General features: G+C 23.9%; 15 protein-coding genes. 8 read left to right on the top strand and 7 right to left on the bottom strand.

Annotated features, from left to right (window positions below; translation table 11 throughout):
• Nucleotides 1-79 precede the first annotated feature (79 nt).
• Nucleotides 80-1,018, top strand: coding sequence for an MBL fold metallo-hydrolase (locus C7380_RS07655; protein ID WP_109604914.1), 939 nt, complete (start codon nt 80-82; stop codon nt 1,016-1,018).
• 6 nt (nt 1,019-1,024) lie between these two features.
• Here the strand turns inward: C7380_RS07655 and C7380_RS07660 are convergent, their stop codons facing one another.
• From C7380_RS07660 to C7380_RS07670, 3 genes are all read right to left on the bottom strand, one after another.
• Nucleotides 1,025-1,777, bottom strand: coding sequence for a hypothetical protein (locus C7380_RS07660; protein WP_109604915.1), 753 nt, complete (start codon nt 1,775-1,777; stop codon nt 1,025-1,027).
• A gap of 299 nt (nt 1,778-2,076) precedes the next feature.
• Nucleotides 2,077-5,217 (bottom strand): UvrD-helicase domain-containing protein, encoded by a 3,141-nt coding sequence (locus C7380_RS07665; RefSeq protein WP_109604916.1) that lies wholly within the window; start codon nt 5,215-5,217, stop codon nt 2,077-2,079.
• Entirely contained in the window at nt 5,214-8,513 is a 3,300-nt protein-coding gene (locus C7380_RS07670; RefSeq protein ID WP_158274841.1) for a PD-(D/E)XK nuclease family protein, read from the bottom strand. The genes C7380_RS07665 and C7380_RS07670 overlap by 4 nt, the downstream gene beginning before the upstream one ends.
• 226 nt (nt 8,514-8,739) lie before the next feature.
• Here C7380_RS07670 and C7380_RS07675 point away from each other — a divergent pair, with 226 nt between their 5' ends.
• The 4 genes from C7380_RS07675 to C7380_RS07690 all read left to right on the top strand — a co-directional run bounded on the left by C7380_RS07675 (nt 8,740) and on the right by C7380_RS07690 (nt 13,602).
• Entirely contained in the window at nt 8,740-10,791 is a 2,052-nt protein-coding gene (locus C7380_RS07675) for a methyl-accepting chemotaxis protein (protein WP_109604918.1), read from the top strand.
• 128 nt (nt 10,792-10,919) lie between these two features.
• Nucleotides 10,920-12,176 (top strand): MFS transporter, encoded by a 1,257-nt coding sequence (locus C7380_RS07680; protein ID WP_109604919.1) that lies wholly within the window; start codon nt 10,920-10,922, stop codon nt 12,174-12,176.
• 205 nt (nt 12,177-12,381) lie between these two features.
• On the top strand, nt 12,382-13,008 hold the full coding sequence (locus tag C7380_RS07685; protein ID WP_109604920.1) for a CatB-related O-acetyltransferase: 627 nt from the start codon (nt 12,382-12,384) through the stop codon (nt 13,006-13,008).
• A gap of 141 nt (nt 13,009-13,149) precedes the next feature.
• The gene (locus C7380_RS07690) at nt 13,150-13,602 is read left to right on the top strand and encodes a GNAT family N-acetyltransferase (RefSeq protein ID WP_158274842.1); all 453 of its coding nucleotides are present in this window, start codon (nt 13,150-13,152) and stop codon (nt 13,600-13,602) included.
• On the opposite strand, the gene C7380_RS07695 is transcribed toward C7380_RS07690, so the two are convergent.
• Entirely contained in the window at nt 13,594-16,125 is a 2,532-nt protein-coding gene (locus tag C7380_RS07695) for a DNA polymerase domain-containing protein (protein WP_109604922.1), read from the bottom strand. The two genes, C7380_RS07690 and C7380_RS07695, sit on opposite strands and share 9 nt — an antisense overlap.
• Before the next feature lie 152 nt (nt 16,126-16,277).
• On the opposite strand from C7380_RS07695, the gene C7380_RS13530 reads away from it, so the two are divergent.
• The 3 genes from C7380_RS13530 (at nt 16,278) to C7380_RS07705 (ending at nt 18,825) form a co-directional block, all read left to right on the top strand.
• A complete protein-coding gene (locus C7380_RS13530; RefSeq protein ID WP_158274843.1) occupies nt 16,278-16,430 on the top strand; it encodes a hypothetical protein in 153 nt (50 codons plus the stop codon).
• Nucleotides 16,431-16,513: 83 nt separating this feature from the next.
• Complete coding sequence (locus C7380_RS07700) at nt 16,514-17,083, top strand: hypothetical protein (protein ID WP_146192161.1); 570 nt, start codon at nt 16,514-16,516, stop codon at nt 17,081-17,083.
• Nucleotides 17,084-17,283: 200 nt separating this feature from the next.
• Nucleotides 17,284-18,825 carry a histidine kinase N-terminal 7TM domain-containing diguanylate cyclase gene (locus C7380_RS07705; RefSeq protein ID WP_158274844.1) on the top strand — a complete coding sequence of 514 codons (1,542 nt, stop codon included), beginning with the start codon at nt 17,284-17,286 and terminating at the stop codon, nt 18,823-18,825.
• Between the two features lie 48 nt (nt 18,826-18,873).
• On the opposite strand, the gene C7380_RS07710 is transcribed toward C7380_RS07705, so the two are convergent.
• The 3 genes from C7380_RS07710 to C7380_RS07720 are packed head-to-tail and all read right to left on the bottom strand — an operon-like array spanning nt 18,874 to nt 21,327.
• On the bottom strand, nt 18,874-19,512 hold the full coding sequence (locus C7380_RS07710; RefSeq protein WP_109604925.1) for a methionine ABC transporter permease: 639 nt from the start codon (nt 19,510-19,512) through the stop codon (nt 18,874-18,876).
• Nucleotides 19,509-20,507 carry a methionine ABC transporter ATP-binding protein gene (locus C7380_RS07715; RefSeq protein WP_109604926.1) on the bottom strand — a complete coding sequence of 333 codons (999 nt, stop codon included), beginning with the start codon at nt 20,505-20,507 and terminating at the stop codon, nt 19,509-19,511. Before C7380_RS07715 ends, C7380_RS07710 begins: the two co-directional genes overlap by 4 nt.
• A gap of 13 nt (nt 20,508-20,520) precedes the next feature.
• Nucleotides 20,521-21,327 (bottom strand): MetQ/NlpA family ABC transporter substrate-binding protein, encoded by an 807-nt coding sequence (locus tag C7380_RS07720; RefSeq protein ID WP_109604927.1) that lies wholly within the window; start codon nt 21,325-21,327, stop codon nt 20,521-20,523.
• Between the last annotated feature and the right edge of the window lie 151 nt (nt 21,328-21,478).

Here is a 21,478-nt window from a genome sequence, read left to right on the forward strand (position 1 = left end):
AGAAATTTTATTTTAAAGATATTATTTTAAGTTTTTCTGTTATTATTAATATGATAATATTTTTTAGGGGGCGCTTTAAATGAATGTTGAAAGAATTGGAAATCGAGGTTATATATTTGATTTTAATGAATATGAAACGACTTTAACTGATACAATAGTTTATGGAATAAAAGGTGAGACTTATTTTTTTATTTGCGATACCCAAACAGGTCCTAATACTATGAAATATGTTTTAGATTATTTAAAATATGAAATTATTGATAGAAGAATAGTTGTTTTCAATTCTCATGCAGATTGGGATCATATATGGGGTAATTGCATATTTGACAAAAATTCTGTAATAATATCTTCAGAAGCCTGTAGAGAGGATATTTTATTTAAAGGAGAGTATGATTTAAAATATAATTATGATTTTATAAATGGTGATGTTGTTTTAAAACTTCCAGATATAACTTTCGAAAGTAAGTTATTTTTTGATTCTGAAAGTATTGAATTTTTTTATTTGCCAGGCCATACTATTGGAGATTCGGTTTGTTTTGATAAGAAAGATAGAATAATGTATATAGGTGATTTAGCTGAGGTTCCTATTCCTTGTATTGGCTATCATGATTTGAAAAGATTTAAGAGTAGTCTTGAATGTTTACTTGATTATGATGATGTCATCTATTTAACTACTCATTCTAAAATTGTTGATAAAAGCCTTATAATGCAAAATATAGATTATATAGAAAGTTTAATAAAAGGAAAAGATATAAGTTCAAAAATTATTGAAGAATATCCAGATGTTGTCAATATTGATAAGATCAATAGAATCAATGTTCTCATGGATGAATTAACTGAGAATGAAAAGATAAAAAAGAAAGATGGGGAAGATTTTGATCTATTTGAGTTTGAATTATCTGTTTTTAAAGATATGGGGTATACTGATTTAAAGAAAGTTGATCACAATTTCTTGATCAATCTTGATTATGATGAGTTTAAAAAATTTATTATCAATAAAATAAAAAAAGGCCTTTAAGGCCTTTTAAATTTTGCTGAATTTTATTATTATATTATTTGTGATTAGTCCCAATACAGGATCTGTTCCTCTACCTGTTTTAGTTACAAAAACATCTTCACAATTTTTTAATGATTTCATGGCATTTTTCGCATCGAGTAGATTATCATTTAAAGCAACGAAGTTATAAGAATTATCTAGCATATCTTTTATATATTCATTTTTATCTTTTTCATCGATAAAATTTTTGAGAGTTAATTTTTTGACATCAATAGTTTCATCCCTCAATTTGTCGGCTATAAAATTTGTGAACGTACTTCTATGTATTACATATTTGAATATGTTGTTTTTTTCTAAGAATACAAATCTATTATATCCACTAAATAATTTATCATTCAATATTTCTAATATAGTTCTATTTAATTGCGTTTCATCATAATCTATATGAGTTATATTGTTTATGGGTGTCATAACATCGTCTACAGGTATTTTTTCCATTTTTTCTTCTGAACTTAAATTGTTTATAACATTTTCATAAGTTTTAGCAACTGAATCAAAATTAGCTTTTCCAAAATAAAAGGCTAGTACGGTTCCAAGCCAAGTACCCCATAATGGCAATAAACTTTGTCCTATAAAATCAAAATCAGGTTTTTCTGGAAGAGTTAAAGTACATATTGCAACTATTATAGTTATTGTAATTACTGCCAAAGTTATTATTAAGGCAATTATATTTCTTAAATCAGTTGGTTTTGAGTTTTTTGAAGGTTTTTGATCATTCAATATAATCCCTCCTCTCAATGTTTTGAATATGATGTTTATATATTATAAATTATATTCTTTTAAATTAGAAATTACCACTATTTTTTTATATTTATTATAAAATTAACATAAAGAGTGCAAAAAAAGAGCAATTCTTAAGAATTGCTCTTTTTTACCAGTAATTAAAAGACTTGCAGGGCTTTTTGAAATTAACTGGCTGGATGATAATTTTGGGGTTTGTGAATTTTTATTAGCTTTATTATATTTTAATGATTTTTACTTAAGCTTCCCTTAGGTTTCACTTAATTTTTTCTTAATTATTATTCATTATTTTTTATTAGTTCAATTATTTTTTGTTCAATATTTTTGTCATAATCTATTTCTATGAATTTGTTATTTTCTTTAATACTTAGAAGATAACCTTTTTTTGGAATTCCAAAGTCTTTTAGCAGGTATAAATAAAAATTTATCTGAAATCTATATTTATCTATATTTTGATTTAAATTGGAATATTTATAATCTATAATATATATATTGTTTTCATGTATTATCACTTTGTCAGGAATTCCAAATAGCATATAATCTTTATCATTTATTTTGAAATTTTTTACAAGTCTCCATTCATTTTTAATTATTTTATTTTTGGTATTGAATGCAAACTGTACTATTGGTATTTGATCGAATAAATTTGGTAGTTCATTATTTTCTATCATATTTTTTATTTGTGATAGATTATAAACACTTTGTAATTTTCTGTGTAGATCAGAACCTCTGAATATTAATTCTTGATTTGAAAATAGTTCATCTTTTTTAAAATTAACTTTTTCTATTATGTTTTCATCATCATCATCATTTATTTCCGAAGGTTTATCTATGAGTCCTGTTAGATATGTTGGGGCTATATATTGTTTATAAGCGTTATTTTTCAAGTCTTTTAAATTTATTTGAGGAACTAATTTTTTTTCTTTTTCTTCATCATCTTCTATTTTTTCAAGAAATATATCTTCAATTTCTTCTATATTTATTATGTCCATATCTTTATATTTTAATTCATCAAAGAATATATTATAAGTTGTTTTATTTTTATTTTCTACATTTATTGGAATTAAAAGTTCTTTTGGTCTCGTTATTCCAACATATATAAGTCTGTTATTTTCTGTTTTTTCTAAAAAGGTATTATTTTTAAACCATCTTAAAATATCATTTTCACTTTCTTTTAATACATCTTTAAAGATATTTTTTAGTAAAAAATATCTATTCCCGTTTAAATCTGGAAGTGAGAATTCTATTTCAGAATTATCTTTTTTGTCTATATTGCTATGAAGTCCACCCATTATTACTATTGGAAATTCAAGACCTTTTGATTTATGTATTGTAAGAATCTTTACGCTGTTTGAATTTTCATCTTCAAGAACGGCTTCTTCTTCATTCACATCTGTGGCTTTTTTTAATAATCTTACCAATTCAGCAAACGATGTAGCCATAGTATTGTATTTTTCTGCTTCATTAATTAATTTTTTTACATTTGAAATTGCAATTTCAGATTCATCTAAAGCTGATAATTTTGATATATAATTATTTTCTTCTACTATACCTTTTAATATGTTAGTTGGCTTTATATAGTATTTTAAATCTTTATATTTTTTTAGTGTTTCAAAAGCTTTTTTTGTGTTTTTTGAATAGTTGTTTTCTTCTTTTGATATTTGAAATGTCTCAAAAAGAGTTAATTGTTTTTCTGATTTTTTATTGAGTTCATTTTTTTCATTTATTAATTTATCATATTCTTCGAATGTCATTGTACCTATTAATGAGAACATATATCTTGTAAATTCAAAATCGTTGTAAGGGTTTTGTACTGCAGAAAGAGCTGTTAATAATGATTGTATTTCTTCACGAAAATAAAAGGATTTTCCGCCAATAATATAAAATGGAATATTATTTTTTGAGAATTCTTTTTTTATTATATCTTCATATCCAGTCATCTGTCTCAATAATATAGCTATATCTTTTGCTTGTATTTTTCTTTTTATTTGTTGAATTTTTCCATTTTTCCTTTCTCTGAAAGACATTTCTTGGCCTATTAATTTTTTTATAGTTTTTATCATCGCAGTTATTTCAAGTTCTTTTCTTTGCTCAGCATTATTTTTTTCGGGTATTGCTTTTATTATTTTTATTCTGTATTTATCATCTTTTGATAGTTTTGGAGTGATAACTTCTTTGTCATCTTCTTCAAAATGACATATATCATCATCATTAATAGATGTGTTATCTATTAATAATGAATCTACATCATCGATGTATATATTTTCTTTTTTAAATAATGTTTGTTTTGATATTTCGTTTGCAAAATTTACTATTTGTGAGTTAGAACGTCTGTTTGTTGATAAGGCTCCTATAGTGTAATTATTTTTTTTAAATTCATCATATGATTTTGAGAATACTGATACATCAGCACCTCTGAATCTATATATAGATTGTTTTCTATCTCCAACATAAAACAAATGATTTTCATTTGTATGCAATTTTTCAAATAATTCTTTTTGTAAATAATTGGTGTCTTGATATTCATCGACTATTATATATTTAAATCTATTTTGATATTTTCTTAATATGTATTCATCTGATAATGCTTTTAAAGTTTTTTCAAGTGTACCTTTGAAATCATATTGGAAATTATCTATTGTGAAGTTTTCATAATACTCTTTTGACAGGTTAGAGAGTATTTTGAATAACCATATATAATCTATATAAATTTCTTCAAGTTCTTTGTTGGATAATGGAAATTCTTCAAAAATTATACTTCTTTCCATTTCCAATCTCCAATTACTTACTATAGTTTTTAGATTTTGTTGTAATTTATCCATTCCTGGATCTTTTAAAATATTATGTAAAGTTTCTTTGAACCTTAAGGGATTTTTTTGTATTTCAGATATTATTATATTTACTTTATTTTTTCTTTCAGAAGACAACATATTTATGTCTTCTGGTTTTTTGTTTTCGTATAGCTCAAGAACTGTTTTTAATGAGTAATATATAGCTTTTTCGATTTCTTTATCTTTTTTGAATTCAGATATCATTGTAAAATTTGGGTCTATGCCTATTATTATATTATTATCTCTTAAGATTTTTGAACAGAATGAATCGATGGTTTTTATCCAAGCTCTTGAAAGGTTTATTCTTATATTATTCCAATATTCTATTTCTTTTTCTGGAACATTTTTTTCTTGCAAGATATTTATTTTGTCATAAACTGCTTGTAATATTCTTTCTCTCATTTCACCGGCAGCTTTATTTGTAAACGTAACGGCAAGTATTTTATCTACTATTTCATCATCAGGATAGTTTTTTTCAAGTATGCTTATATAATATTGGGTTAATGTATAAGTTTTCCCAGTTCCAGCAGATGCAGAAATGAAAAAATTTTGATTTGGATTTTTATTTATAGTATCTAATATATTCATTTTGTAAACCAACTCTCTTTTATTTTAAAATTGTCTAAATATTGCATTATTGAACATATTTTTTTGTATTGGCATTTGTCACATTCATAATATGTTTCATTTGAATATGTATTATATTTTTCTTGCATTTCTTCTAAAAATCTTTTATGTATCCTATCTCTTTGAGCTATTGGAGTAAAATCAGAATTTGATATAGAATCAATCGTTTTTTCAAGCCAATCATAAAATTCATATAAACCAAATCCAATAAAATTTTTTGAATTTCCTTTTTGTTTTATTATGGCAATATTTTTTTGTATTTTTATAAATTTATTTTGCATATTCTTTGTAGGACCATTATCTTTTATCGTTAAAGGCTGAAATTTTAAGTATATGTTATCATTTATTTTATTTTTCCATTCTTCTGAATGAATTAAACCAATATAGTATATTAATAATTGTTCACTTTGGAAACTTGAACCGTTTTTATAATCTAATATAGAATAAGTTCCTTGTTTTAATTCATCTAAAAAACTATCTTTTCCTTCAAAACCTATGTATGAATAGTCTCCTGAGGTTATATCAAGTCTGTCTATTCTTGTTGTTAAATTTATATTTTTGTATTTGCCTATATTGATATCAGTGTCTACTCTCAATTCTGTTTTTATCACCTTATCATAATTTAATTCCATATTTTTTCTAATTTCAATATATTTATTTAATATATGACCTATAGAAACTAAAAGCTCTTCAGAGATTTTTTCAATCTCAACAACTTTTATAGCTTCATATTTTTCAAGTCCTTTATTTATGGTATCATCCCATTCTTGATTGGCTATTTTTTTAATTTCTTCAAGTAGTTCATCTTCATTGAAATATTTTTCTCTCATTTGAGAAAAATCAGGATATTTTTTAAATAATTTTTCCATGATTTTATGTTTAAGATTACCTGTTGCAAAAATAGAGAAATCAATATCTCCTTTTATACCAGCTATATAACTCATATAAAATTTAAAAGGACAGTCTATATAACTTGATATTTTATTATGAGATATATTTTTTATAGATATTGAGTTTCTTGAATTCCATAGAGTATTTTTTATATGATTTTTTATTTCTTTTATATTTTCTTTAGAATTTTTTAAATCATCATCATTTGTTTTTATATCATTTATCAAATAATATAATAAAGCTTCATTAAAAGAGTATATTTCATCAGCATTTTGTGGAAGAACTTGTCTTTTTTCTGAGTATAATTTCTTTGGAGTGATTTTAAATAATTTTATGAATTCTTTTTCGTACATAGAAGGAAGTATTGTTTTACCTCCCAATGTTGAGATTGGATATGAGAAAATTATATTTTCAGCAAAAGCCATAGAAATTAAAAGATTTCTTCTTTGAACTTTTTCATTGGTTTTTGCAAGTTTTGTTCCATTGTCTAACATTGAAGAAAGAAATGGATTTATTGTTATTAATGGATAAAAATCTTCTGAAAAATTTATATAATATTTATATTTTTTATGTATGAATCTTGAATCATTTAAGTTCATTATTTCAACGGTATTATGATATCTTTCAGAATCTCTATAAGTTTCGATTTCAGTTAAATCAGATATTATTCTGAAATATTCATCTAATTTTATTCTTTTCTTTTTATTCTTTTTTAATATTTTTTCAAGAGATTCTTCTGTTTTTAAAAGAAATTGTTCAAAATAATTTAATGCATTGTATTCACTTATTATCGATTGGTTTTTGTTTAATTCATCATCCGAAAATATATTAAGGTTTATGATATCTTTATCTATCCAATCTTTTATGAGTTGTCTATAAGTATTTATTAAAAATCCTTCTTTATTTTTGTCAGAATCTTTTACTTGTTTTAATATATCAAATAAATTATTGAATACTATTTCTAAAGAATTTAATTCATTTAAAGTTTTTTCATACCTCTCTTTTTCTTCTGTTTGTTTATAATTTGAAAGTATTTTATTTTTTTCTTCTTTTAATGCATTAAACCAAGAAGCTTTTCTTTGTGCAAAAGAGGTTTTTACTTCTGAATATAGAAGATCTAAATGTCTTAAATAAGATTCTATTTCTTCCATAGTTAGTTCAGAATCACCTGCATATCCTGTTTCTATCATCGCCATCATATCTTCTACTTCATATCCTCTTACTACGGTTTTTAAGGGTTGTAATAATTTTATAACTATTCTACTTTGAGATAATGGAATATCATTTTTGAATCTATAAGGTACTTTTATTTCATTTAAATAATCTGCAAACATATTTGCAGATGAATTATCTGGTGTTATGATTGCAAAATCATAAGGACTCAAATTTTCATAAAGGATCTTCTTTTTTATTTCTTTTGAAATATTTTCCATTTCAGATATTGAATCTGAAGTTTGATATATAGATATATTTTTTTCTTTAAATAATTTATTTATGCCCATATAATTATGTTTTATTTCAAAATCGGAATCCTTTAAAAATTCATATACTGAAGTCAATGAATTAAAACCTCTATCCATTACATCTTCCCATATATAAAAATATACATCATCAAATAAAGAGAATAAGCATTTTAAAACTTTTGCCATTATTGGAGTCATATCAAAAAAACCAGATATTATCAATGTTTTTCCCAATTTTTCTTTTCTTTCGGATTTTAATATTTCTGGAAATTCGTTATAAAACCATTTATAAACACTTATAGGATCAAAATTTTTTTGAAAAGTTTTTGAATTATCGAATTTTTGATTTAAGAAATCTTCTAAACTTTTTTCTATTTTTTTATACAGTTTTATTAAGTTTGATTCAGGATCTATTGAATCATCTATATTTCTGTATAATTCTGAGTATTTCAATATGTCTTCATTTTGTGGTTGATTTTGTTCAACTCTTGATATTTCCCATTTTTTTTCGAATATATTTAATATATATTCTGTTGATTTTTGAGACTTTGATATGACTTGTAGATAAGAAGAAAATTCATCATCATCATTTTTAAATTGTTTTACAAGGTTTCCAATTTCATTTTCTATATAGACTTTTAAAAAATCTCTATCAATATAAGTAGAATTTGGTTCATAATTTAAAAGAAGTTCTGTTATATATTGGTTTATAACCCTAAAAGCATCTCTGTTAAGTGTTTTATTTGTTTTTTTTGATAATTCATCAGCAATTTGTTTTACATAAAATCCAGAGGATCCTATGAAAAGAAATTCAAAAGGATCTTTTTCGTATTTTTCTTTTATTTCGTTTGTAATATAATCAAAATGTTTTTCATTTATTTTCATTATTTTGGCGGTTTTCATTTTTTTCCTCCAATTCATAGCTTTTATTATATTTTATCATGAATGTGATGATTTGATTTTATGATTTTTATTATTAAATTATAAACTTTTTTTATAAAAAGATTATAAAAAATTACAAATTTTACTTTTATATAATTTTAATTTCATAAATGATTTTGAGATTTTAAAAGTTATATAGGATAATTTAAGTGATATATAATTTTTGTAGATTAAAGGGGGAGTTTTTTTGAGTATCAAATATAAAATTTTTATTATTATTTTTTTGATGGGAGTTTTGCCATTGATGATAAATGGTTTTTTATCTTATAATATTTCTTTTAAAGAGTTTGAAAAAGAAAATTTTAATCATTTAGACTCTATAAGAATTTTAAAAAAAGAACAGATAGAAGATTATTTTAAAGAAAGAAAAATTGATTTAAATGTTTTTAGCGAGAATAAACAAATAAAAAATTCTGTTAGAGATTTTGTATATGCTTTTGAAGAATATGGTGTTGAATCAGATTTATGGAATGATTATTATAATAAATATTCTGATTATACGGAACTTTATGCCAATGAATATAATTATACAGACATTATTTTTGTTTCTAAAGAGGGGAATATTGTTTTTTCTGCTAAAAATAAGTTTGATTTAGGGATTAATATAAAAGAATTTGGTTTAAATGATTTTTTTATGAGTGCAGAAAATGGTTTTGGTTTTACAGATTTTATTTATTCTGATATTTTAAAAGAACCAGTTATGTTTATAGGAAAGCCAGTTTTTAAAGAGGATAAAAGTGTTGGATTTGTAGTTTTTATTATAAATATGCAACCTTTAAATGATATTGTACATGAAAAGGTTGGACTTGGTGAAAGTGGTGAAATATATATAGTAGGATCAGATAATAAGATGAGATCGAGAACATATTTAAATGATGATTTAGATATTTTATCTCAAGCTTCTATTGTTACAGACGTAGATACTGGAGCTTCAGTAGAAAAATTAGATAAAAAATCAAAGATGGAAATAATTACTGATTATAATGGTAAGAGTGTTTTATCTTCTTATTCGGATATAGATGTTTATGGTATGAAATGGGGAATAATGGCTAAGATAAATTTTGAAGAGGCTTTAAAAAGTGCGTTTACGATTAGAAAAATTATAATAATGAGTATTTCTATTACATTTTTTATAATAATTATAGTATCTGTATTTTTTTCTAATTACATTTCTAAACCATTAAAAAGACTTACAAAAATTATGAAAAAAAGAAATCTAAATGAAAAAGTATCTGTAGACTTAATGAAAAGAAAAGATGAGGTTGGAATTTTAACAAGAGAATTTTTTGATATGGTTTCTACACTTCAAAAAATATTTATATCTTTTGAAGAATCGTCTAAACAAGTCAATTTGTCAGCTGTTAACCTTTCTTCTTCGGCAGAAGAGACTGGTGCTGGTACGGAAGAAATAAGCGGGCAAATAAATATGATTTCAGAAAGTGCATTATCTTTTAAGAATAATATGGATATAATAAATGAAGAAATACTGAAAATTAATGATAAATCTATTGGAATATTGAAATCTTCAGAAGAGTTGAATATTTTTACTGATGAAGTTAATAGATTATCTGATGAAGGATATTCTTCTATAAAAAATGTTTCTGGAATTATAAAAAAGTCTTCAGATGTTTCAAATTCAAATATTGAAGAAATAAAAAAACTTTTAGATTTAACTTCAAATATAGGAAATATAATTGACTCGATAAATTCTATAACAGACCAGACAAATTTGTTAGCTTTAAATGCTTCTATTGAAGCGGCTCGTGCTGGAGAAGCAGGAAAGGGATTTGCTGTTGTTGCATCAGAAATACGTAATTTAGCTGATGAATCCAAAAAATCTACGGATAAGATAAGAGATATTCTTAACCTCATTTATGTCAGTTCAGAAAATGTAGAAGGTAAATCTAAAAAGGTTTTTGATTATGTTTTATCAGCAAAGAAAGATATTGATGATGTTTCTGATAAGTTTGAAAATATAAATAATAAAATTTCTTCTATAGCAAAAGGTATTAAAAATTTGAATTTTGATGTCGAGGAACAGAATGAATATACAGATAATATAAAAAATTCTATGGTAAAAACTATAGAGAAATTAGAAGATATGAAAGATCAAATAGAGTTTTCAAATGAGGGTCTTAAAGAACAAGTTGATGCTGTTCAATTTATAAGAGATAATATTGAAGAACTCACAATGCTTTCTGAAACTTTAAAAAATGATATAAGTAATTTTGAATTTTGAAATAAAGTAAACTCTTGACTTTACAAGAAATTAACGTTAAATTTGAAATATTCCCCTTGAAATAAAGTATACTTCTTTATATATAATTTATATATAAATTATATATAAATTATATCAGGGGGAGTTTTATGACATCTTTACAGAAAAAGAATTTTAATATTTTTGCCATTGGTATGTTTGTTTCATTATTGGGATCTCAAATCCAAATGATATCTATGCCTTTATTTATATTAGATATTACGGGGTCAGGAACTTTAACGGGTTTTTTTACTTTTTTAATGTTGTTTCCATTTATTTTAATTACTCCTGTAGCGGGAGTTTTAGGGGATAGATTGAACAGAAAAAATATTATGGTATATATGGATATAATAAGAGGCTTTATGGTGATGTTTCTCGCTATTTGGGCTTTTTTATTTGAAATTTCTTTAACTATGATTTTTATTTTTCAAATTTTCATATCTGTAATGGATGGAATTTTTTCAAGTTCTACTTCTGCTATGAGGGCAGACTTAGTTTCTAAAGAAGATTATGCAATTGCAAATTCAAAAATAAGTGCTCTTACAAGTATTTCTGGCCTTATAGGTCCTGCCATTGGGGGATTTATATATTCTTTTGGAGGTATAAAGATTGTATTTTTAATCAATGCATTATCTTTTTTGATATCTGGAATTGCCGAAATTTTTATAAAATATGATTTTAAATCTAATAATAAAAAAATAACAATTAATTCGTTTTTTGATGATGTTAAAGAAGGCGTTGTTTTTATAAAAAAACAGGTAGGTTTAAAATATTTAATGATGTTTGCAGCGATAACAAACTTTTTGCTTGCACCTATAATATATGTGGTTTTTCCCTATGTATTCAAAGAAACGATAGGTTTTTCTTCTGAACAATATGGTTTATTACAAACTGGATTTACCATAGGAGCATTGTTGGGAAGCCTTATATTTGGGAAATACCTCATAAGTGTTTCATCAAGAAAGAGTATAAGTTTTGGGTTGATTTTTCAACTAATGGTAGGATTTTTTGTTTCTATAGTTATTTTTCCAAATATAGTAAGAAATTTTGATAGTAATTTATGGAATTTTTTCTTTGTTGTTTTTATATTAGTTATTTTTTGGGGTTTTTTTAATATTATCATTAATATACCAATTCAAACAAATATGCAAAGAATGGCTCCTTCATATATAAGAGCAAGAGTTTTTTCTGTTGTTAGTCTCATATTTCAAGGAGCTGTTCCAGTTGGTTCTATATTATATGGTTTTTTTGTAGATTTTTTCCCAGCACATATTATAATGTTGATTTCTATATTATTATCTGCTTTTGTATCTATTTTATTTTTGATAAAATCTCCAGATGAAACTTTTGAATCACAAATGAATTAACTATTATGAATGTATTTTATGTTGAATTTTTTTAATAATAAGTGTATAATGTTTTTAATAATGTGATACTTTTAATTATGAATAAAGTAAAAAATATTTATAAAATTAGAAATATATAATTTGCAGGCGGTGAATGAATGAAATATTGCATTGTAAATACTGGAATAGATCTTGAGAATAATTAAAAATATCAGGAGGTTTTATAATGTCTATTCCAGAAGAAAAAAAATATCCAAGAACAGGAGATATGCAAACTGTTTACTTGAAAAATGTTATTACCAATCCTAATATAGAAATTGATGATTATACGATATATAATGATTTTATAAATGATCCGATTTATTTTGAAAAAAACAATGTTTTGTATCATTATCCTATAAATAATGATAAGTTGATCATCGGTAAATTTTGTTCTATTGCTTGTGGAGCTAAATTTATTTTTACTAGTGGAAATCATTCTTTAAAGTCATTATCAAATTATCCATTTCCAATTTTTTGGGAAGAGTATGATCTCTTGCAGAGTGATATCATACAGGCTTGGGATAATAAAGGGGATATTGTTATAGAAAATGATGTATGGATTGGATATGAATCTATTATTATGTCTGGTGTTCATATTGGAAATGGAGCCATTATAGGAACAAGAGCAGTTGTGACAAAAGATGTTGAACCATATACAATAGTTGGTGGTGTACCAGCAAAACCGATAAAAAAAAGATTTAATAATGATACAATTGAAAAATTGCAATCTATTTGTTGGTGGAATTGGAGTAAAGAAAAAATATGTCAAAAAATTAAATATATTATTTGTGGCAATATAGATGAATTATAAATTTTTTAAAAAAAATTTATAATGTGAACATATTGATTTTTAAAAGGATATTATATAGTTTTAGCAGGCGATATATTTCGTCTGTTATTTTTATAAAAAGAATAATTTTTTAAAATAATGAATGATATGAGGAGGATATTTATGAAGTTTAAGATTAAAACTCTTGAAGAATTAAGATTATTTAAAGAGAACCTTTCTAAAGATTATGCAGAACTTTTAAATTCAAATTTAAAAATTCCCATAAAACAAGCTAATATCTTGGCTAAAAAAGAAATAGATGAGATATTTAATTCTTTACATGAAAAACATAGAGTTTATAATGTATTATTTAAAAATAATATAATTGGTGAAATATGGTTGTCTTTGAATGAAAAGAATAAAAGTTGTTTTATATATGATGTAAAAATAAATGAAAATGAAAGACATAAAGGCTATGGCGAAAAAATAATGCAAAGTCTTTATGTCTTTTTATCTGAAAATAGTATAGAAAGTATAGAATTAACAATTTATGGTGATAACAAAAGCTATATAGATTTTTATAAAAAGAATGGTTTTGAAATATCTTCCGTAAGAATGACAAAAAATTTAAAATAATCTCAATTGATCTGCTTTTTGAGTTATTCCTTCTTGTTTTTCAAGTTTAGATTTAACGGCTTGTATTATATGAATATTTTCTGAAAATTGTTCAAGTCTTGAAAGAATATTTTTTTCAAAAAATGTGTAGTAATCTATTTCTAATTCTTTATTTTCTATTAATTTTTTAAATTCTTCAATATGTTCGGATTCTATACACGAAGATATTAAGGGTTCTGAACTTTTTATATTGATATTAAAGATATTTTCTATTATTAAGTAGTTTTTTTTGTTCAAATATTTTATATAATAATATAATAAACGATCTTCATATTTGTATTGAAAATTATATATTTTTTGCATTATTTGAACTCCTCTTACATGGTTGGGAATCGTTTTATATTTAGAAAAATCTGTTTTTGTAATATTTTTATATATGGCTATATCTTCTATGGGCATTGCTTTTATTTTTTCGAAATATTCAAGTAAATCTTCTTCTTTTAATTCTTCGTCAAGAGATTTTATGAAAAGGTCTGTAAGTATTTCTTTGATACTTTGTGGAGTATCAGATCTCACGATTTCGACTCCATGGGTTATTATATTTTTGGCGAAATCATGACCGAAATATCTTTTTTTGACTCCAAAAAATCTGACGGTTTCAAAAAGTTTATCTACATCTACAGAAAATGTGCATCTTTGAGTTATTTCTTCAGTATTTGAATAATTTATTGTAAGTTCTTTTGCTATATTTGTATTTATATATGAAGCTAGGAATTTGCCTATATCTTCAAGATCTTTTGCATTTAAATTTTCTTCAGTGTGTATGACATTAAAAGAACTATCTGTATCTGAGTATATTACTTCAGTTTTAAAGGATATTATTTTTTTATTTATATTTATGTTTTCAAATTTTTTATTATTAAGTTTTTTGTTCATATACTTTAAAGCTGATCTTGAGCCTGCTGTTATGGAAGCAGCTACTCTTTTATCATGTAATGGAAAACGACTTGTTCCTATTACTCCATACATGGAGTTTAAAAGTATTTTGTAATTACTTTGCTTTATATCATACTTTATATATTGTGGATCATCTTTTGGGGTATTATTTTTTAGGGATTTATATTTTAATCTTTCTTTTAATAAAAATCTTATTAAAGATGGAAACACACCTTCCTTTTCTAAGGTGTATTTTAATGGTAAATAGTTTTTATTTTCTTCTTCTAATATTAAGCCCATATCTACATGTTTTCCTTTATAATTTTTATCATAAATCAATGTTTCTGGAGATATGTTATAGGTCAGTATAGTGTTTGGATAAAGTGAAGCATAATCTAATACGATTGTATTTTTATATTTTTTATCTTCTGGTTGTAAAACTATAGCTCCTTCAAAATCTGCTTCAGAATCCTGAAAACCATAACTCATTCTTTGGAAAGTTTGTTTTTGTGGTAAAAGAAATTGTTGTAAATAGTGATCTATAGTTATGGAATTGCCCATGAGCATATTTAGAGGTATTTTTATCACAGATTGAAGTCCACATATTAATGAATTTAAATTTAGTTTTTTTTCGAGTTCTACTAATATTTCAACATCACGAAATATATATGCTAAAAACTTTTCAAAGTCTTTTCTATAATTTAAAAATCCTTTGTATTCAGTTTTTCCTTTTATATCATGAAATTTTGCTATATTATCTAATTTATATGAGTTTGGTTGAGCTAACATAAATTTTTTATATAAATCCATATAATCGAGTAAATTTATGCCTGGAATTACATTTTTGTATATGAATCCGCCAGGAAGTTTTTTATATGAAGAAAAAGGTTTTAGTTTTTCAATAGAAGAAATTTCAATATTAAATTTTCTTGCTCTATTTATGATATAAGGAATATCAAAACCATCAGAATACCAACCGCTTATTATGTCAGGATTTTGTTCTTTTATTAAATTATTAAAATAATTTAATAGATCTTCTTCTCTTTTAAAGTATTTTATATTGTTTGTATTTTTTAAGTTTTGATTAATATTTGGCTGTAATACTAAAGCGTAATAATCTTTTATATAAGAATCATAATAAGCAATAGAAATTATAGTTCCATCAGCAGAAATGGAAATGGGTATGTTTTTATTATATGATTTATTTTCATTTTCTTCAACTTCTATATCGAGATACCATATTTTTTTATCAGAAATTTTATCAGAAATTTCTCCTTCGAATATGTCCATTATATTGTAACCATAAATTTTTTTACCTTTTTCTTCTATTTCTTTTATGATTTTGCTAAATTTATAAAAAGATACTTTTTCATTGAATACAGTTCTTATTATATTTATATTGAAGACATCTTTCCAACCAGACTCCACATTTTTAATATATTTTTTATCGAGTCTATTTATATAAAGAATTTTTTTGATTATTGCCAAGTCTTTTTCTTCAAATAAAAGATTGAAATTATTTTCTTTTTTTATCCATTTAGAATTTACTCCAGTTTTAAAGTATATATTCCTTGTTAAATTATTTTGCCATATTGCAGTAACTCTCATAAAGGATCAACCTCCTTTTATACTATTATATACTTTTTAGATTTAAAAAAGAAATTAATTAAATTAAGATATAAATTAGTTATTAGTAAAAATGATACAATTATATTGAAACTAAATATTCATTAATGATGAAATAAAAAAGGTGATTATTCATGAACATTAATTTTAAAGATTATGTTAGAGAAATGGATTTAATACCAAAATATATTTATTTTAGGGATATTGAAAATATTCCTAAAGATTCTTCTGTCATGAAAGAATTAAGAAAAAATTTATTAATGCATTTTCATATAAAAAAATTATAAATTTACAATTAGAAGATGGTTCTTGGGGAAATTTTCATAGCTTAAGCATTTCTTTTAATAATAATTATAATGTTGAAAGTGCATTGAGAAGACTTTTAATTCTCGGGCTTGATTTGGATGATGAACCGATTTATAGATGTTTTAATTATCTCATAGGTTTTTTAAAGAATGAACATGAATTAAGAGATAGAAAAGAAAAAAAACATGATTGGAATTTATTGATGAAATTATTTGTTTCAACTTGGATAGAAATTTTAGATCCCAATAATTACTTTACAAAAAATATTGTTGATAATTGGGTAAATATAATAACAGAAACTTTTAAAAATGGATATTATGATGAAAAAAAATATTTAAAAATTTATAAAGAAATTTTAAATCCAGAAGATAAAAAGTGTATATGGGGATTAAAAAACTTTTATGTAGTATCTTTAATGGCAGAAAAATTAAATCCTGAAATTGAATTTTATTTTCTTGAATATATTTTTAATTCTAATGATGGAATATATTATATTTATGATGATAATTTAAATGAATTTCCCATCGATTTTAAATCTAAGAAAGCTAGTAGACTTATATATGCGTATGAAATTCTTTCAAAATATTCTGGAATAAAGAGTAGGGTTAAAAATTTTAAAAATTGGATATATTAAAATTTAGAGGAAAATTTTTGGGATTTAGGTAAAATAAACCGTGATTTGATACATTTTCCCCTCTCGGATTCTTGGCGAAAAAATTTGAATAGAAAAATAGATAGTACTTTAAGAATTTTAAATCTTATGAATAAAATTTAAGTGTATAATTTGTTTGTAAGAATTAAACTTTAAATTTGATATTTGATATGAGGTGTATTATGGTTTTTCTTAGAATTATAAGTTTTTATCTTTTTGTCGCGGTTTTGATAACTTCTTTTCTTTTGTCTATAACATATTCAAAGGGAAAAAGGGGAGATCTTAAAAGTTTTTTTATGCTTTCTTTAAGTTTAGATATATATATGCTTGGGTATTTGATGGAACTCAATAGTAAAAATATTTCAGATATGATATTTTGGAATCAGATTCAATATATTGGTATACCATTTTTTCCAGCTTTTTGGCTTTTAGCTTGTTTAACATACGCAAAGTATAGAATAAGCTTTAAAAATATATTTTTTATAATGATAATACCTTTTATGACCTTTTTTATTAGATTGACAAATCAATTTCACAATTTTTATTATAAAGAATTGAGTGTTAGGGCTTTTGATGGTATAGACCTTTTATATATTGAAAAAGGTCCATGGTATTATGTTCAAAGTGCATATATAATTTTTGCAATATTTCTTTCATCCCTTTTGATATGGAGAGTTTATATTAAAAGAACTTTTGAGGATAAAAAGAGGTTAGAAATAGTTTTTGTTGGAACTTCTATTCCTTATTTAGGGTTATTATTATTGATGCAAAAATTTTGGAATACCGGTATAGATTGGATGGCTTTGTTTTTGCCTGTATCATTATTTATAATATCCTATGCTTTTTTGAAATATGATTTTTTAGAAATAAAGACATTTGCAAGAGAAAATATTTTTGAGAACAGTTCTTATGGAATTATTTTGTTGAGTAATGATGATAAAATAGTTGATTATAACATAAAAGGTAAAGATTATGGAAGAATAATAGAGATAATCAAATTAACTTCTGATAAAAAGAAAAATTTTAAAATAGATAAAATAATTTTAAAGTCTTTATCTGAAAATAAAAAAATAAAATTAGATGTTTTACATAACGGAGAAAAAATATTTTTTGAATTGGAGTTTAGAAATTTAACTGGAGATAATGATATATTGATGGGTAAGGTTATCTATATTAAAGATATAATTCAATTTGAATTATTAAATTTAAAATTACAAATTTTAGCAAATATAGATGAATTAAGTGATTTAAAGAATAGAAGAGCTTATATCAAAGAGTCTTTAGACTTATATAAATTTGCTTTTGAAAATAATATGAATTATTCAGTTACAATGATAGATATAGATTTTTTTAAAAAAGTTAATGATTCTTTTGGACATGCCTGTGGAGACTATGTTATTAAAGAGTTTGGACATCTTATGAAAAAATATTTTGATGGAAATGAAATATATGGAAGACTTGGTGGTGAAGAATTTGCCATTACTATTTGCAATGAAGATAGTAATTATATTTATAAAAGAGTAGATGATTTTAGAAAAATTATTGAAAATTATAATTTTAATTTTAAGAATAATAGTTTTAAGATAAGCATAAGTATCGGAATTGCTTTCAATGAAGATTTTGTATATTCTTTTGAAGAACTTTTGAATTATTCTGATAAGCTTTTATATGAGGTTAAAAATTCTGGAAGAAATAAAACATATATAAAAGAGATGAAATTTTAAATTTCATCTCTTTTTAATTATTTTAAAACTTTAATTTATCTATATTTTTTATTTTCTTAAAGAATTAGAAATTTTAGTACCAGCTATTTGTATTATTTGAGTTAATATTATCAGTATAATAACATCAGCAAAAAGAACATCGGCTCTAAATCTTTGATAACCATAATTTATTGCCATTGAGCCAAGTCCACCAGCTCCAACTGTTCCCGCAATAGCTGTATAAGTTATAAGGTTTATTAGCATTAAAGTAATATTTGAGATTGTTTCGGCAGCTGTTTCAGGTATTAATATTTTTGTTATAAATTGTGAGTTTGTTAATCCCATAGATATAGATGTATCCCATAATCCAGAGGTTAAGTTATTAAATGAATTTTCAGAAAGTCTTGCCATAAAAGGAATAGCTGCGATAGATAAAGATACTATAGCATAATTAGGCCCTATTATAGTTCCTATTAGTAACTTTGCCAGAGGAATTAAAAGTATTATCAAAATTATAAACGGTATAGATCTTATTATATTAACTATTGCATCTAATATTCCATAGGTTATTTTTGATATTTTTTTATCACTTTTTGAGAGTATATATAATGCTATTCCTAGTGGTAACCCTACAATTACAGCGATTAATCCAGAAATGAATGTCATATATAAAGTTTCTAATGTTGCTATTAATAATTCATTTATCATTGCAACACCTCCAAACTATAAACTTTGGAGTCTAATTCTTTTATAAAATCATTGATTTTTCCATTTTCTGATTCAACATTTATAATTAAAGTTCCATAAGGATTATCTTTTAAATGTTCTATTTTTCCATAGAGAATATTTACTTTCACATCATATTTTTTAGATACTTCATCAAGGACAGCTTCATGAGTATGTTTTCCCCAGAAAACTATTTTTAATAATTTTATGGTTTCTTTACTGGAAAGCTGTTTAGCCCTTGACCAATCGATATTAATTTCTTGATAAAATTCTTTAAATATTTCATTTTCTTTTTCTACAAATAGTTCATGTACAGGTCCAAAAAATTCAACAGATCCATTTTTAAGATATACAACTTTATCGCATATTTTTTTTATGACATCCATTTCATGAGTTACTATTATTATAGATAAGTTGAATCTTTTATTTATATCTAATATTAAATCTAAAATTTTTTGTGTTGTCTGAGGATCAAGAGCAGAAGTTGGTTCATCTAGGAGAAGTATTTCAGGATTATTTATCATTCCCCTTGCTATTGCTGTTCTTTGTTTTTCTCCGCCAGATAGTTGAGAAGGATAGGAACTTTTTTTATGTGATAGATTAACTTCTTCAAGTATTTTATCAACTTTTTTTTCTATTTCTTTTATATCTTTTTTTTCTATTTCAAGTGGTAAAGCTATGTTATCAAAAACATTTCTTGTGGATAATAAATTAAAATGTTGAAAAACAATACTTATTTTTTTTCTGAGATTTCTTAAGTCTTTTTTATCTACAGTAGTTATATCTATTTCATCAAGAAATATGTTGCCAGAAGTAGGTCTTTGTAAAAGATTTAAAGTTCTCAATAAAGAGGATTTTCCTGCTCCAGATAAACCTATTATTCCGAATATTTCTCCGTTTTTTACTTCGAAATTTATATCTTTTAATACATGGTTTTTGTTTTCATAGACTAAATTTAAGTCTTTTACTTTTAACAATTTAAACCCTCCATTAGAATACAGGAACTACTGCTCCATTATATTTTTCTAATATATATTTTTTAGTTTTTTCAGAAGTCAATACTTCTATTAAAGCATTTACGAGTTTATCATCTTTTTTGTTTTCTTTTATTGCTATTATATTTGCATAAGGTGAATTAGAATCTTCAATATAAATAGCATCGTTTAAAGGATTTAGTCCAGCTTCTATTGCATAATTAGTATTGATTATGGCTCCTGCAATACTTTCATCTTCCTTATAAGTTCTTGGTAAAAAAGCAGCATCCATTTCTTTGAATTTTAAATTCAAAGGGTTTTTATCAATATCTCTTATAGTAGCTATTAATTTGTCATCTGTTTTTAAAGTTATTAAATTGTTTTGTTCTAATAATAATAAAGCTCTTCCTTCATTAGTTGAGTCGTTTGGTAATATAATAAGATCATTTTCTTTTATATCTTTTTTTGTATAAAATCCCATAGGTTCAACATGAATTTTTGAAATTGAAATAAGATCTTCTAAATTATTTTTTTCTGAAAATGTTTTTAAATAAGGTTCGTGTTGAAAAAAATTGGCATCTATAGATCCATCTTCGAGTGCGAGATTTGGTTGAACATAATCTGTAAATTCTATAATCTTTAAATCTACGCCCGTTTTAGCTTTAAAATCATCAGCTACAAAATTTAAAATTTCAGTGTGTGGAACGGGAGTTGCACCAATTTTAAATGCCTTATCTTTTGAAGTACCGTTAACAGTCAAAAATACTATCACCAAAACAACAATTGCAACTAAAACACCTATTAAAACTTTTCCCTTTTTCATAAAAACACCTCCCTCTATAAAATACGCTTAAGTGAATATTTCATGATAATTCATAGAAATTAAAAAAAACAAAAAAATATAAAAGATAATAAATAATGAAAGAAATTTTATTTATTAAAAAATTAATAAACATAAAATATGGTAGTAGTTA

This window comes from Oceanotoga teriensis (genome assembly GCF_003148465.1).
Lineage (GTDB): Bacteria > Thermotogota > Thermotogae > Petrotogales > Petrotogaceae > Oceanotoga > Oceanotoga teriensis.